The 12,689-nt window shown below is 70.1% G+C and carries 13 protein-coding genes; 2 read left to right on the top strand and 11 right to left on the bottom strand.

Translation table 11 applies throughout. The features are described 5' to 3' along the window. Positions 1-109: 109 nt before the first annotated feature. On the bottom strand, positions 110-1,033 hold the full coding sequence (locus ACFQ4H_RS04135) for a MinD/ParA family ATP-binding protein (protein ID WP_377567110.1): 924 nt from the start codon (positions 1,031-1,033) through the stop codon (positions 110-112). 378 nt (positions 1,034-1,411) lie between these two features. Here ACFQ4H_RS04135 and ACFQ4H_RS04130 point away from each other — a divergent pair, with 378 nt between their 5' ends. Continuing rightward, on the top strand, positions 1,412-2,230 hold the full coding sequence (locus tag ACFQ4H_RS04130; protein WP_377567108.1) for an SGNH/GDSL hydrolase family protein: 819 nt from the start codon (positions 1,412-1,414) through the stop codon (positions 2,228-2,230). Positions 2,231-2,304: 74 nt separating this feature from the next. On the opposite strand, the gene ACFQ4H_RS04125 is transcribed toward ACFQ4H_RS04130, so the two are convergent. The 10 genes from ACFQ4H_RS04125 to ACFQ4H_RS04080 form a co-directional block, all read right to left on the bottom strand. After that, positions 2,305-3,081 carry a DMP19 family protein gene (locus ACFQ4H_RS04125; RefSeq protein WP_377567106.1) on the bottom strand — a complete coding sequence of 259 codons (777 nt, stop codon included), beginning with the start codon at positions 3,079-3,081 and terminating at the stop codon, positions 2,305-2,307. Between the two features lie 147 nt (positions 3,082-3,228). Further along, positions 3,229-3,588, bottom strand: coding sequence for an antibiotic biosynthesis monooxygenase family protein (locus ACFQ4H_RS04120; protein WP_377567104.1), 360 nt, complete (start codon positions 3,586-3,588; stop codon positions 3,229-3,231). 5 nt (positions 3,589-3,593) lie between these two features. Then, a complete protein-coding gene (locus tag ACFQ4H_RS04115; RefSeq protein ID WP_377567102.1) occupies positions 3,594-4,850 on the bottom strand; it encodes a beta-ketoacyl synthase N-terminal-like domain-containing protein in 1,257 nt (418 codons plus the stop codon). After that, complete coding sequence (locus ACFQ4H_RS04110) at positions 4,847-6,118, bottom strand: beta-ketoacyl-[acyl-carrier-protein] synthase family protein (RefSeq protein WP_377567100.1); 1,272 nt, start codon at positions 6,116-6,118, stop codon at positions 4,847-4,849. Before ACFQ4H_RS04110 ends, ACFQ4H_RS04115 begins: the two co-directional genes overlap by 4 nt. After that, entirely contained in the window at positions 6,115-6,588 is a 474-nt protein-coding gene (locus ACFQ4H_RS04105; protein ID WP_377567098.1) for a cupin domain-containing protein, read from the bottom strand. Before ACFQ4H_RS04105 ends, ACFQ4H_RS04110 begins: the two co-directional genes overlap by 4 nt. Continuing rightward, the gene (locus ACFQ4H_RS04100; protein ID WP_377567096.1) at positions 6,581-7,333 is read right to left on the bottom strand and encodes an SRPBCC family protein; all 753 of its coding nucleotides are present in this window, start codon (positions 7,331-7,333) and stop codon (positions 6,581-6,583) included. The genes ACFQ4H_RS04105 and ACFQ4H_RS04100 overlap by 8 nt, the downstream gene beginning before the upstream one ends. A 27-nt stretch (positions 7,334-7,360) precedes the next feature. Continuing rightward, positions 7,361-8,740, bottom strand: coding sequence for an acetyl-CoA carboxylase biotin carboxylase subunit (gene accC, locus ACFQ4H_RS04095; RefSeq protein WP_377567094.1), 1,380 nt, complete (start codon positions 8,738-8,740; stop codon positions 7,361-7,363). 18 nt (positions 8,741-8,758) lie between these two features. Continuing rightward, the gene (gene accB / locus ACFQ4H_RS04090; RefSeq protein WP_377567092.1) at positions 8,759-9,262 is read right to left on the bottom strand and encodes an acetyl-CoA carboxylase biotin carboxyl carrier protein; all 504 of its coding nucleotides are present in this window, start codon (positions 9,260-9,262) and stop codon (positions 8,759-8,761) included. Then, entirely contained in the window at positions 9,262-10,959 is a 1,698-nt protein-coding gene (locus ACFQ4H_RS04085) for an acetyl-CoA carboxylase carboxyltransferase subunit alpha (RefSeq protein WP_377567090.1), read from the bottom strand. The genes accB and ACFQ4H_RS04085 overlap by 1 nt, the downstream gene beginning before the upstream one ends. After that, positions 10,956-11,300, bottom strand: a complete 345-nt coding sequence (locus ACFQ4H_RS04080; protein WP_377567088.1) for a TcmI family type II polyketide cyclase — start codon at positions 11,298-11,300, stop codon at positions 10,956-10,958. The genes ACFQ4H_RS04085 and ACFQ4H_RS04080 overlap by 4 nt, the downstream gene beginning before the upstream one ends. Before the next feature lie 504 nt (positions 11,301-11,804). Between ACFQ4H_RS04080 and ACFQ4H_RS04075 the strand changes: the two genes are divergently transcribed. Next, the gene (locus ACFQ4H_RS04075; RefSeq protein ID WP_377567337.1) at positions 11,805-12,629 is read left to right on the top strand and encodes an AfsR/SARP family transcriptional regulator; all 825 of its coding nucleotides are present in this window, start codon (positions 11,805-11,807) and stop codon (positions 12,627-12,629) included. Positions 12,630-12,689 lie beyond the last annotated feature (60 nt).

The raw sequence follows: 12,689 nt of genomic DNA, 5'->3' as shown, positions 1-12,689 counted from the left end.
CACCCAACGGCTCCCGCACAGGAGCATGAAAATCCACTGTGGCCTGCCCGGCTGTCCCGGTCCCGGCCCGGTCGCCCGGTCGCCCGGTCGGGCCGTCAGCCTCGGGCCGTCAGCCTCGGGCCGGGTCGCCGCTCTGCGGCTGGTCGGCGCTGACCGGGGCGGCCACCGGCAGGTACGCCGCCCGACTGCTGCGCCTCAGCCGCTCCAGGTCGATCAGGGCCCCGTCCCGCAACGCCGGGTCCCAGGGCACCATCACGATCCGCTCCCGGGCCACGGGCAGGATGGGCCGACCGGTCCCCTCCCGACGGCCGAACCGCCGGGCACCGACGACCACGACGGTGGCGGTCTCCGCCCGGTCCGGATCGATCCCACGCAACCGGTCCAGCGTCCGCACGGTGGCAGCGACCGCGTCCGCCGCGCCGGTGGTGACCACGACCACGCGGTCCGCCCGGGCCAACGCGGCGTGGCCGACGTCGCTGGCGTCGTCACCGATGTCCAACAGTGTGTACCGGTGGTCCTCGCGCAGGTCCATGACGAGACGGACGAGAGCCGGACGCAGCAGCGGGGTGTCCCACGGCGTACCGTCCACGACCGCGACCCCGGCCGCCCGGGCCGGGTCGACGGTGCCGGTGGCGAACGTCGTCGCGTCGGTTCCCGGAACACCCCCGAGACGTTGCGCCAACGACGCGGCACCACTGTGGACGTCGGCCAGCGCCACCGTCCCCGGCACCAGGACGGCCAGCGTCGCTGCGACCGCGGCGGCGGTGCTGGTGGTCCCGACACCGCCCTTGCCGCTGACGAACGCCACGACGCGGGGTGGACCGGTGAACCCGAGCACGGTGGCGGACAGCGCCCGTTCCCGGCCGAGCCGGCCGATGCCGGGCTGACGCGGGCGGCCCGGCCCGGTTTCCCCGCCGACCCCGGTCGACGCTGCGGAAGCCCCGACCTCCCGGTCGCCGGCGACGGGTCCGATCCGCGCGACGCCCCTGGACCGGACGGCCGGCCGCCGCCACGACGTTCCCGGCTCGGTCATTCGACGCCCTTCCTGCGCTCGTTCGACGTGCCTGGTACGGCCACACCGGCCCGGACCGTCCGGGCCGGTGGGTGGGCGCCCGAGCTGGTCGGCGTAGCCGGCGGAAACGGTGGCCCGCCAGGGTGATGGTCGGGGGCGGGTCCGGTCGACGCAGCGCCGGACGGAACGCGGGACGTTCCCTCTTCGACGGACGACCGATCCTCGGACACCAGCGGAGCCTAGTCGGATTCCGGTGCCTGAGCATCCACGGCTACGGGTGCTGCCGGCGTCCAGGCCGGGTCGCCTGGCATCAATTGAAGGATCTCGACAGAGCCACTTCCCGGCGACGAATATTTCTGCCAACCTGACATCCACCGGCTCCAATGCCAGGAGATCGTCATGTTTCTCCGTCGCCTCGCCATCGCCCTCGTCACCACCCTCGGGGCGGTACTCGCCCTCGCCCCGCCGGCCCACGCCGAGCCGCTCACCTACACCGCCCTCGGCGACTCCTACTCCTCCGGTACCGGCACCCGCGAGTACTACCCCGACAGTGGCGACTGCCTGCGCTCCAAGCACGCCTATCCGGTGCTCACCGCCGCACGGCTCGGTGCCGCCCTGACCTTCGCCGCCTGTTCCGGTGCCCGGGTCAACGGTGTGCTCACCGGACAGCTCGCCAGTCTCAACGCCGCGACCAACTACGTCACCGTCTCCGCCGGAGGAAACGACATCGGCTGGGGATCGGTGATCACCCAGTGCGCCAAGCCCTGGCCGTACACCTGCTGGGGCGAGATCGACAACGCGGAGAACCAGATCCGTACGGTCCTGCCCGGCCGCCTCGACCAGCTCTACACCCGCATCCGCGAACTGGCACCCACCGCCCGGGTGGTCGTGGTCGGCTATCCCAGGCTGTTCAACGGCGAGGAGTGCAACCTGATCGCCCGGATCTCCCCCGGTGAACAGGCCGAACTCAACGCGGCGGCCGACCTGCTGGCAACCACCATCCAGGCACGGGCCGCCGCGCACCGGTTCGGCTTCGTCGACGCCCGGGGGCCGTTCACCGGACACGCCGTCTGTGACGACGTCGAATGGATCAACGGCACGTCCTGGCCGCTCAACGAGTCCTACCACCCCAACCGTGCCGGCCAGGTCGGATACACCGGCCTCGTCGAGACCGCGCTCCGCAGTCCGGCGGCCCGGGCCACCGGACGAAGGGGCTGACCAGCCGGTCGGCGGTCGGACCAGCCAGTCGACCGAACCGACCAGCCAGTCGACCGGACTGACCGGCGGTCCACTCAGCCGACCAGTTCCGCCAGCACCGTACCGGAGTTTCCGTCGAGGGCGACGCGTCGACCGTCGACCTCGACGAACCTCCGGTGCCCACGATCGGTGAGGAAACTCCACGCCACGACACTGCTGCCCTCGTAGACGAACGTCGGGTCACCTGCGGTGATCCGATCGAGGGTCTCCCCGAGTTCGGCACACAGAGCGCGGATGCCCCGCTCGAAATCCGGCATGTTCTCCTCGTACGCCCGCTCCGCCGCCGCACGACGCTGCGCCAGATCGGCGATACGGGCGATCCGACCGGCGATGTACTCCGCCAGCCCGGCCCGGGGCACCTGGTGCAGGTTGGGCCGCTGGAGCAACCAGGCGGCGTTGAGGTCGGTGAGACCGGCTGCCCGGTCCACGGAGTAGAACTCGTCGTCGAGGGAGTTCAGGACGTCTGCCGTCGCCTCGTCGACACCGTCGAGCGCGTAGTCGTACGCGTACCGCTCACGCTGCCGTGCCGTGAGGCTCTCGAAGGCTCGTACCGACCGGTCCCAGATCTCCAGGTGCCGTGTCGCTCCCATTTCCGCCAGGCCGGAACCGACCCGCGCGTTGACGTCCTCCACCCAGCCGGAGTTTGCCACGAACTGTGCGAAACCTCCGTTGAGCACCTGCGCGTAGTAGTAGTCGACGCAATAGCTCATCAACGCCTCAGGTGCGATCTCGTCCTCATGGAGAAGATCATCGAACATGGCGTTGACAACGCTCACATTCGAGGCGACAACGGCGGCCGCGCCCTCCTGCACGGACTCACTCGACACGACAACGGGTCGGACTTCCACATTCAATCTCGGCTCCGGGTACTCGGCTCGTCAGTCAGCCGCGATCATCGCACTTCCCGACAACCGACGGTTTTCCCATCTCGACGACACTCCGTACCCGGGTGGAATGTGCTATCTCGTCGCCATCGGATCGGGCTCCCCCACCCGCACCCGCTCGGAACTGCTCGTCTGCGTGTGGACCGTGAACCGCATCGACCGGGCCTCGGTCATGCAGTCGCGCATCGGCCGGACGAGTTCCCGATGCTCAGGGCTGCGTTCCCAGGCCTCGAAATGCGCCACCGACAGCCACTCACTGGTAATCAACCATTGCTCGGGATCGGTCACCGAACGGCACACCTGATCCACCAGATGTCCGGGCACTCCCCCGGCAACCTGGTAGCGAATCCGCTCGTACGCCTGAAGGAACTCGTCGGCGCGTTCGACGGGTACCCGGATCAGGAACACCACCCGAGCTTTCTCCGGTTCGGTCATCCGATCTACCCCTTTCCTGCCTCGCCGCGAGCATCTTCCGGGAACCCACGAATGATCACGGAACTGTTGAAACCATCGAACCCACGGGCATTGACCATCGCAACGTTGACCGACCGCTGTCGTGGGACACGCACGAAGTCCAACTCGCACCCGGCGGCCGGCTGGTCCAGCCCGGCTGTCGGCGGCAGCAGACCGTTCCGCACTGCCAGCAGCGCGTTCGCCACGTCCAACGCCGAGCCGCCCTGATGCGCCCGGCCGACCAGCGGCTTCTGCGTGGTGACCGGCGGTGGCTCCGGCCCGAACGCCGTACGCAGCGCCGCCGCCTCGGTCCGGTCGTACCTGGGCACGCCGAGCGCGTCGGGAAACACCACGTCCACCTCGTCCGGCCCGGTCCCGGCCCGCTCCAGCGCCAGCCGCATCGCCCGGGCGTACTGTCCGGGGTCGCCGCCGTCCCGGCCGCTGTGCCGCGCGTCGTGGGTGGCGGCCCAACCGGTCACCTCGCCGTAGATGACCGGGGCACCCCGGTCCAGGGCGTGGTCGAGGTCCTCGACGACGAAGACCGCGCCGCCCTCCCCCGGCACGTAGCCGGCCGCCTCGGCGTCGAACGGCCGGTACGCCCGGTCCGGGTCGGTGGCCGTACTCAACAGCCCGCTGCGCAACTGGCAGGCCAGGGCGTACGGGCTGAGCGCGCACTCGGTCGCCCCGGCCAGGGCCACCGGTGTGCCCCGGCGGATCGTGCGTACGGCGTGCGCCACGCTGTCCAGCCCACCGGCAGCCTCCGCGACCAGCACCCCGCACGGGCCCTTGAACTGGTGGTGGATGGAGACCTGGCCGACGCTGGCCGCGTAGAACCAGGCGATCGACTGGTACGCCCCGACCGTACGGGCCGGTCGACTCCACAGCCGTTGAAGTTCCCGCTGCCCGAACAGGTTGCCACCGGAGGAACTGGCCAGCGCCACGGCATGGTCGTACGGCGACTCGGCGGTCTCCGGCAGTCCGGCGTCGGCCAGCGCCAACCGGACGGCGGCGAACCCCAGGTGGGTCCACCGGTCGGTCTGCACCGTCCGCCGGTTGTCCGCATAGCGTCCGGCGTCGAAGTCGGAGACCTCGCCGGCCAGTGTGGTGTCGTAACGGTCCGGGTCGAACAGCGTGATCCGACCGAGCCGGTTCTCCCCGGCCAGCACACACTTCCAGTGGGCATCCGCGCCGATCCCGCTCGGCGCGACCACGCCGATCCCGGTCACCACCGCCCGGACGGTCATCGGTCCAACTCTGTCAGTCGCTTGAAGATCATCGCGGACTGGAACCCACCGAACCCGCTGCCCACCGAGAGCGCCACGTCGACCGGCAGGTCACGCGCCACGTTCGGGATGTAGTCCAGGTCGCATTCGGGATCCCGGGTCGCCCAGTTCGCCGTCGGTGGCACCACCCCGTACTCGATGGCCAGCGCACAGGCCGCCATCTCGATGGCGCCGATCGCCCCCAGCGAATGCCCGATCATCGACTTGATGGAGCTGATCGGGACCTGGTACGCGGCCGGACCGAGGGCCCGTTTGAACGCGGCCGTCTCGTGCCGGTCGTTCTGCCGGGTGGCCGAGCCGTGCGCGCTGATGTACGACACGTCGCCCGGGTCGATCCGGCCCTGTCGCATGGCATCCTCGATCGCCAACGCCATCTCCGCCCCGTCCGGGCGCAGCCCGGTCATGTGGTAGCCGTTGGCCCGGTTGGCGTACCCGACGATCTCGCAGTAGATCCGGGCACCCCGCCGCCGGGCATGGGTCAACTCCTCCAGCACCAGCACCGCCGCCCCCTCGGCCAGCACGAACCCGTGCCGGTTCGCGTCGAACGGCCGGGAGGCGTGGGCGGGATCGTCGTTGTCCGGCGTCGTGGCCTTGATCGCGTCGAACGAGGCGACCGTCACCGGTGAGATCGGCGAGTCCGAGGCACCCGCGACGATCACGTCCGCCTCCCCGTCCTGGATCAGCTGGTGCGCGTAGCCGATCGCGTCGATGCCCGAGGTGCAGCCGGTGGAGATCACCTGGGCCGGTCCGTGCAGCCCGTGCCGGCAGGCCACGTCGGCGGCCAGGCTGCTGGGCACCAGCGCCTGGTAGAGGTACGGACCGGTGCAGTCCGGGTCGACCAGCCACTCGGCACCCGAGTCGCTGGCCACGACGTACTCCTGTTCCAACGCCATGGTGCCGCCGACGGCCGTACCGAGTACCACCCCGGTGTGCTGGCGGATCTCCTCGGCCAGGTCGAGGCCGCTGTCGGCCAGCGCCTCGGTGGAGCCGGCCAACGCGAACTGCACGTACCGGTCGGCCCGCCGGCGTTCGCGGGGGGTCAGCCCGGCGGCCACCGGGTCGAAGTCGCACTCGGCGGCGACCTGGGAGCGGAACGGCGACGGGTCGAAGAACGTGATCCGGCGGGTGGCCGTCTGCCCCTCGGTGATGGTGGTCCAGAACTGCTTGCGGGTCACCCCACCCGGAGCCACCACCCCGATCCCGGTCACCACCGTACGTCGGGCACTCATGACGCGAACTCCGGACGGCTGTCCTGGGCGGTGGGTTCGTCCTCGCTGCGCGACTGCGGGGCCCGCGGGACCGGCTCGCTCCTCGCAGGCTCCTCGGTGTCGACGTGGCCCAGCTCCGGCCGGGGCGCCAACGGTCCAAGGTGGAAGACCACCTCGGCGGGCTCGACACCGACGTTGCGCAGCCGGTGACGGGTGTTCACCGCCACGTAGAGGGACTCTCCGGCGGCCACCGGCACCGGCTCGTCGTCGAGGTCGACGATGAGCGAGCCCCGTACGACGTAGAGGAACTCCTCGCTGTACGGGTGGTAGTGCTCGGCGATGCGTTCGCCCGGGGCCAGGGTGGCCACTCCCATGAAGCCCGAGTTGCTGCCGACGGTACGCGGGCCGAGCAGCACCCGCAGTTCGCCGCCGCGGCGCCGGTCGGGCGCGATCTCCCGGGCCGACACCCGGGTCCGGATCCGATCAGTCACGGCCAACTCCTGTGGGTGTCTCAACCGCCCGCTCGCGGGCGATCTGTTCGATCCGGTCCCGGATGACGTCCATCTGGATCCGGCTGTTGGTGTTGATCCGTTCGGTCATCTGCGCGTTGTTGACCGGTGCCGTGGGACGCATGGCGAAGTCCTGGACCCAGGTCATCCGGGTGCCGCCGGGCACCTCCTCGTAACGCCAGTGGATCCGCATGTACTCGAACGGACCGGTCTCCACCCGGTGGGCGTTGACCTCGTACCGTTCCGGATCCATGGTGCGCTGGCTGACCCAGCTCCACGCGATGCCGTTCTCGTCGGGGAACAGGGTCAGCCGGAACAGCACCGTGTAGCCGTTCTGCTCCAACAGCTCCACCGACTGGTACTCGGTGAACAGCCTGGTCCAGCGGGTGACATCGTTGGTGATCTCCCAGACCAGGCGCAGCGGGGCGGCGATCTCGACGCTGTTCTCGGTGTGGCCCGGCGGGTCGACCTGGCCGGACTTGCGGTCGATGAGGTCGGCGATCGCGCCGATGCTGAGCTGCCGGGACTCCTCCGGAAGCTGCACCTGGTAACGGTCGGCGACAACGGCGTGGAGTTCGAGCAGGGCCAGCGAGTCCATGCCGAGTTCCTCCAGGGACGCCGTCGGCGTGGCGGCTGCCGCCTCGGCGTTGAGGCCGCAGTTGCGTACGAGGATCGTGGTGATCTCGCCGGCCGTCGCCAGCTGCTGGTCCTCCTGATTGATGGTCATCTGGTCCTCCTTGAACGTCGGGGTCGGTCAGCTGCCGGACCGCTGTTCCGGTGTCCCGGACCCGTGCAGTAGGCGGTCGACCAACCCGGTCGAGTACTGCCCCTTGCGGAACCTCGCGTCGTCGAGGACGCGTCGGACGAAGGGGATGGTGGTACGCACTCCGGGCCCGGCGATGTCGAACTCGTCGAGTGCCCGTTCCATCCGATCGAGCGCCAGGTCCCGTTCCGGTGCCCAGACGACGACCTTGGCCAGCAGCGAGTCGTAGTACGGCCCGATCACGTAACCCGGGTAGCCGTGGGTGTCCACCCGGATGAACGGGCCGCCGGGCGGGTTGAACCGTTCCAGCCGGCCCGGTGTCGGTACGAAGTCCCGGCCCGGGTCCTCGGCGTTGACCCGGCACTCGACAGCTACGCCGCGTAGCTGCACGTCGTCCTGGCTGATCCGCAGGGGCACCCCACTGGCGACGTGCAACTGCTCGTGCACCAGGTCGACACCGGTGATCATCTCGGTCACCGGGTGCTCCACCTGGATCCGACAGTTGATCTCCATGAAGTAGAAGCGTTCCGCCTCGTCGACCAGGAACTCGAAGGTTCCGGCACCGCTGTAACCGGCGGAGAGCGCACCGCGTACCGCCACGGTGGACATCGACTCGAGGGTGGCGGCCGACAGACTCGGTGCCGGCCCCTCCTCCACCAGCTTCTGGTAGCGGCGCTGCACGGAGCAGTCCCGGGTGCCCAGGTGCACGCCGTTGCCGTGCCCGTCGCAGAGCACCTGCACCTCGACGTGTCGGGCCTGGGCCAGGTAGCGCTCGACGTAGACCCGGTCGTCGCCGAAGACCGCCCGGCCGACCGCCCGGCTACGGACGTACGCCTCGGCGAAGTCGGCCCCGGACCGGACCACCGACATCCCCCGTCCACCGCCACCGGCCGCCGCCTTGATGATCACCGGATAGCCGATCTCGTCGGCGACGGCCTTCCCCTCCTCCACCGACGCCAGTGGCTCGACACTGCCGGGCAGCAACGGCAACCCGGCGTCGCGCATGAGCCGTCGGGCGCTCGCCTTGTCTCCCAGGGCCGCCATCACCTCGGGCCTGGGACCGATGAAGACCAGCCCGTTGTCCGCACAGATCTCGGCGAAGTCGGCGTCCTCGGACAGGAAGCCGTAGCCGGGGTGGATGGCCTGCGCTCCGGTGAGTCGGGCCGCCTCGACGATGGCGGCGGCATTCTGGTAGCTGTGCCGGCCAGCCGGCGGGCCGATGCGTACCGTCTCGTCGGCGAACCGGACCACGGCCGAGTCGTCGTCCACGGTGGAGTGCACGGCTACCGTACGGATGCCCAGTTCACGGCAGGCCCGGGCCACTCGGAGCGCGATCTCACCCCGGTTGGCGATCAGCACCTTCTCAAACATGGCCAGTGTCCTCGTGCCTCAGGCCGGTACCAGAACGATCAACGGCTGCTCGAACTCGACCGGCGCTCCGTCAGCGACGAGCACCTCGGCTACCTTGCCGGCCTGCTCGGCGGTGATCTGGTTCATCAACTTCATCGCCTCGACGATGCCGACCACCTGTCCCGGCTCGATCAGGTCACCCACCTCGACGAACGGTGCCGCGCCAGGCTCGGGAGCCCGGTAGAAGGTGCCGACGATCGGGGAGGAGACGGTGGCCCGGTCCTCGCGGTCGGCCACCGGCTCCGCAGCAGCCGGCTGGGCCGGTACGGCGAACGGCACCCCCACCGGCGGTGCGGCCGTGACCTGGGTGTCATGCCACTCGATCTCCAGGACCGCGTCGCCGCTACGCATGCTGACCCGGCGCAACGGCCCGGCGACCTCGGCCACCAACTGCCGTGCCTGCCGACGCAACTGGACCAGGACGTCACCGCCGTCGACCGGCTCGACCGGCTCGACCGGTGTCCCCTGTCCAGCCTGGTCCATCACGACCTCGCCCCGATCGGCACCGGTCGGGTCGATGCGCCATAGCGACGGAACCGCTGCCGGCGCTGGCGTACCAGGGTGTCCGACGGCACCGCCAGCAACGGGGTCAGCGCCTCCACGAGGGCGCTGCGCAGTAGCTCGGCTGCGGCGATCGGGTCCCGGTGCGCCCCGGTCGGCGGCTCCGGAACCACGGCGTCGGCGACGCCGAGCCGCAGCAGTTCGGGTGCGGTGACCCGCAACGCCCGCGCCGCCCGGGGGGTCGCCGTCGGATCGTTCCACAGGATGGCCGCGCAGCCCTCCGGGCTGATCACCGAGTAGACGGCGTTCTGCAACATCAGCACCCGGTCGGCCACCGCCAGCGCGAGGGCACCGCCGCTGCCCCCCTCGCCGGTCACCACCGCGACGACGGGGGTGGCCAGGCCGGTCATGGTGAGGATGCTGTCGGCGATGGCGGCTGCCTGACCGTGCTTCTCCGCCTCGATCCCGGGGTACGCGCCAGGCGTGTCGATCAGCGTCACCACCGGGAGTCCGAGTCGGACGGCCAGCCGCATGACCCGTTGTGCCTTGCGGTAGCCGGCCGGCGCGGGCATGCCGAAGTTGCGGGCCAGCAGGTCCTTGGTGTGGTGGCCCTTCTGATGTCCGATCACCGCCACGTGCTGCTCCCCGAGCCGGGCGAGGCCGGCGACGATCGCCGGGCAGTCCCCGCCGAGGCGGTCGCCGTGCAGTTCGCTGAACTCGTCGAAGGCGGTGAACAGGTAGTCGAGCGTGGTCGGCCGGTCGGTGTCCCGCGCGGACTGGACACCCTGCCAGGCGTCCCGCTCGGGAATCCGGTCCGGGTCTCTGATCAGCACCGGTTGGGCGCTGTCCGGGGTCGGTACGGCCGGCCCACGCCGCCCGGCGTACGCGGCGGACAGCAGGGGCGCGAGTCGTGCCCGCAGACTCCGCCGTTCCACCACCATGTCCACCTGCCCGTGCCGTAGCAGGAACTCAGCGGTCTGGAACCCCTCCGGCAACGGCTGACGGATGGTCTGGCGGATCACCCGGGGACCGGCGAAGCCCATCCGGGCCCCGCTCTCGGCCAGCACGATGTCGGTGTTGGTGGCGAACGAGGCGGCCACCCCGCCGTAGGTCGGATCGGTGATCACGCTGATGGTGAGGACCCCCGCCTCGCGCAGCGCCGCGATCGCCTGGCTGACGGCCGCCATCTGCATCAGGGCCAGTGCGCCCTCCTGCATCCGGGCCCCGCCGGAGGCGGTGACCAGGATCAGCGGACGACTACGTGCCAACGCCCGCTCCGCAGCCCGGATGATCAGCTCTCCGACGGCCGAACCCAGGCTGCCGCCGAGGAACCGGAAGTCCATCACCGCGAGGACGACCTCGTACCCGCCGATGTCGGCCTCACCGCACAGCACCGCCTCGGCCAGACCGGTGTCGGACCGGGCCGTGGCCAGACGCTGTGGATAGGGCACCGAGTCGACGAAACCGACCGGGTCGACCTGTGCGACCTCGTCCGGCAGCGGCTGGAAGGTGTCCGGGTCGACGAGTTGGCGGATCCGCTCCCGGGCATCGAGGCGTTGGTGGTCTCCACACTCCGGGCAGACGTCCAGATTGCGGCGCAGCCGCTTCCGGTAGAGCAGCGTCGCGCAGGATCCGCAGCGCAGCCAGGACTGGGTGTCCACGGTGGGCCGGGTCGTCATCGCTGACCTCCGGTGGTCACGACCGGGGCGTCCCAGTGGTAGAAGCACTGGGCCACGGCGTCCTGGGGTGAACGCCAGGTCGGCAGGTACGGGGAGATGTAGGGCAGCAGGCGCTGGCTGATCCGGACGAACTCCGGATGGGTACGGGCGCTCTCCAGCGCCGCCGAGGTCGGTTCCTCGGTCTCGATCAGGTGGACGTACAGGTCGTGCAGGCGATACAGCGACCGGTGCCGGACGCCGACGATGCCGGGCAGCTCCGTCTCGTCCGACTCGGCGAAGATCTGTGCTACCTGCTGTTCGGCGCCGGGGACGACCTTGGCGACGATCAGTGAGCGATGCATGCGTGACCTCCCTACGGCCGGTGCGCACACCAGCTCCGGTCGATGCCCGGCGCCAGGGCTGTTCCAGGCTGACGCCACCGTCGACCCACCCGAACGAGTGAAGGCCACGATCCTCGTGGGGGTGTCACCACGCTGTCACCGATCGGCCACGATGACCCCCTCGGTCGTGACGACCAGGTGACGGGCGAGTGACAGACGACCACGCAGAGTAAGCGACGGCCGGGGCGACGGGACCGCCGCCCGACTCGACCGGAACGACCGTCCGATCTTGTGCCACATAGATTGACCAGCAGGTCTACCGCCGACTATCGGCAAAATCCAACGCTTCAGACAAATGGACACCCGCCATGCATTGACTTAGCGTAACGAAAATTGCTACTCTTCGTCACACTTCCGGGTGGTATGCGCCCCGCCAGAACAGCCTCCTGAAACGCCGGTTTCGGGACAGAGAGTTCGGGACAACGTTCCGGTGCAGGGGGTTCGACCGTGACCTCTGAGAGCAGTATGCCGGCTCCCGGAACGCACCGGCCGTCCCCCGGCGGGCCGGCCGACGGGCCGAGTCGTCAACTCTTCCTCCTCGATGGCTTCCGGCTGCTGCGGGACGACGAGCCGGTGACCGTACCGCGCGGTCTGCAACGGGTCATCGCATTGATCGGACTACGCCCGGACGCCACCCGTACCCACCTGGCCGGCCTGCTCTGGCCGGACGCGTCGGAGGACCGGGCGCTGTCGTGTCTGCGTACCGCGCTGTGGCGTCTTCGACGGTCCGGTTACTGCTCGGTCCTGACCGCCGGGGACACCGTACGCCTCGACCCCGGGGTCACTGTGGACGTCGACGAGTTGGTGCGTACCGCGGCCTGGGTACGAGGTGGTGGCGACCCTCGCCAGGCCGACGGGATGCTGGCCGCCGGCCGGCACGACCTGTTGCCGGGCTGGTACGACGACTGGGTGCTGCTGGAGCGGGAGCGGCTGCGCCAGCTACGGTTGCACACGCTGGAGGAGATCGCCCGTGGCTATCTGCGGGCCGGTCAGCACGGTGAGGCGCTACAGGCGGCCATCGAGGCCATGCGGGCCGAGCCGCTACGGGAGACGCCACACCGGCTGATCGTCGAGGTACACCTCGCCGAGGGCAACGCGTACGAGGCGCTCCATGCCTTCTACGTCTACCGCGACCTGATCCTGCGCGACCTGCAACTCGAACCGTCGAACGCGATGTGCGCCCTGCTGGATCACATCCTCGCGCCGATCGGCCGACCGGCTCCCCGGCGGTCGATCGGCCGCGAGCCGCCGCCCCGTCCCCCACTGCCGACAACTCCCCGTCAGCGCTGACCGGCCCGACCAGCGCTCATCGGGTTCAGCGCTCATCAGGTCATCAGCGCTCATCAGGTC

The sequence above is a fragment of the Micromonospora sonneratiae genome (assembly GCF_042679305.1).
Classification (GTDB): domain Bacteria; phylum Actinomycetota; class Actinomycetes; order Mycobacteriales; family Micromonosporaceae; genus Micromonospora_H; species Micromonospora_H sonneratiae.
The sequence above is the reverse complement of the archived record's forward strand: the minus strand, read 5'-3'. Positions and strand labels throughout refer to the sequence as shown.

Coding starts and splice junctions, on each gene's coding strand:
- ACFQ4H_RS04080 (WP_377567088.1), bottom strand. CDS start 11,300: ATGCATCGCTCACTGATCGTCGCCAAGGTCGTCCCCGGCGCCGAACAG.
- ACFQ4H_RS04100 (WP_377567096.1), bottom strand. CDS start 7,333: ATGACCATCAATCAGGAGGACCAGCAGCTGGCGACGGCCGGCGAGATC.
- ACFQ4H_RS04135 (WP_377567110.1), bottom strand. CDS start 1,033: ATGACCGAGCCGGGAACGTCGTGGCGGCGGCCGGCCGTCCGGTCCAGG.
- ACFQ4H_RS04085 (WP_377567090.1), bottom strand. CDS start 10,959: ATGACGACCCGGCCCACCGTGGACACCCAGTCCTGGCTGCGCTGCGGA.
- ACFQ4H_RS04115 (WP_377567102.1), bottom strand. CDS start 4,850: ATGACCGTCCGGGCGGTGGTGACCGGGATCGGCGTGGTCGCGCCGAGC.
- ACFQ4H_RS04075 (WP_377567337.1), top strand. CDS start 11,805: ATGCCGGCTCCCGGAACGCACCGGCCGTCCCCCGGCGGGCCGGCCGAC.
- accC (WP_377567094.1), bottom strand. CDS start 8,740: ATGTTTGAGAAGGTGCTGATCGCCAACCGGGGTGAGATCGCGCTCCGA.
- ACFQ4H_RS04110 (WP_377567100.1), bottom strand. CDS start 6,118: ATGAGTGCCCGACGTACGGTGGTGACCGGGATCGGGGTGGTGGCTCCG.
- accB (WP_377567092.1), bottom strand. CDS start 9,262: ATGGACCAGGCTGGACAGGGGACACCGGTCGAGCCGGTCGAGCCGGTC.
- ACFQ4H_RS04130 (WP_377567108.1), top strand. CDS start 1,412: ATGTTTCTCCGTCGCCTCGCCATCGCCCTCGTCACCACCCTCGGGGCG.
- ACFQ4H_RS04120 (WP_377567104.1), bottom strand. CDS start 3,588: ATGACCGAACCGGAGAAAGCTCGGGTGGTGTTCCTGATCCGGGTACCC.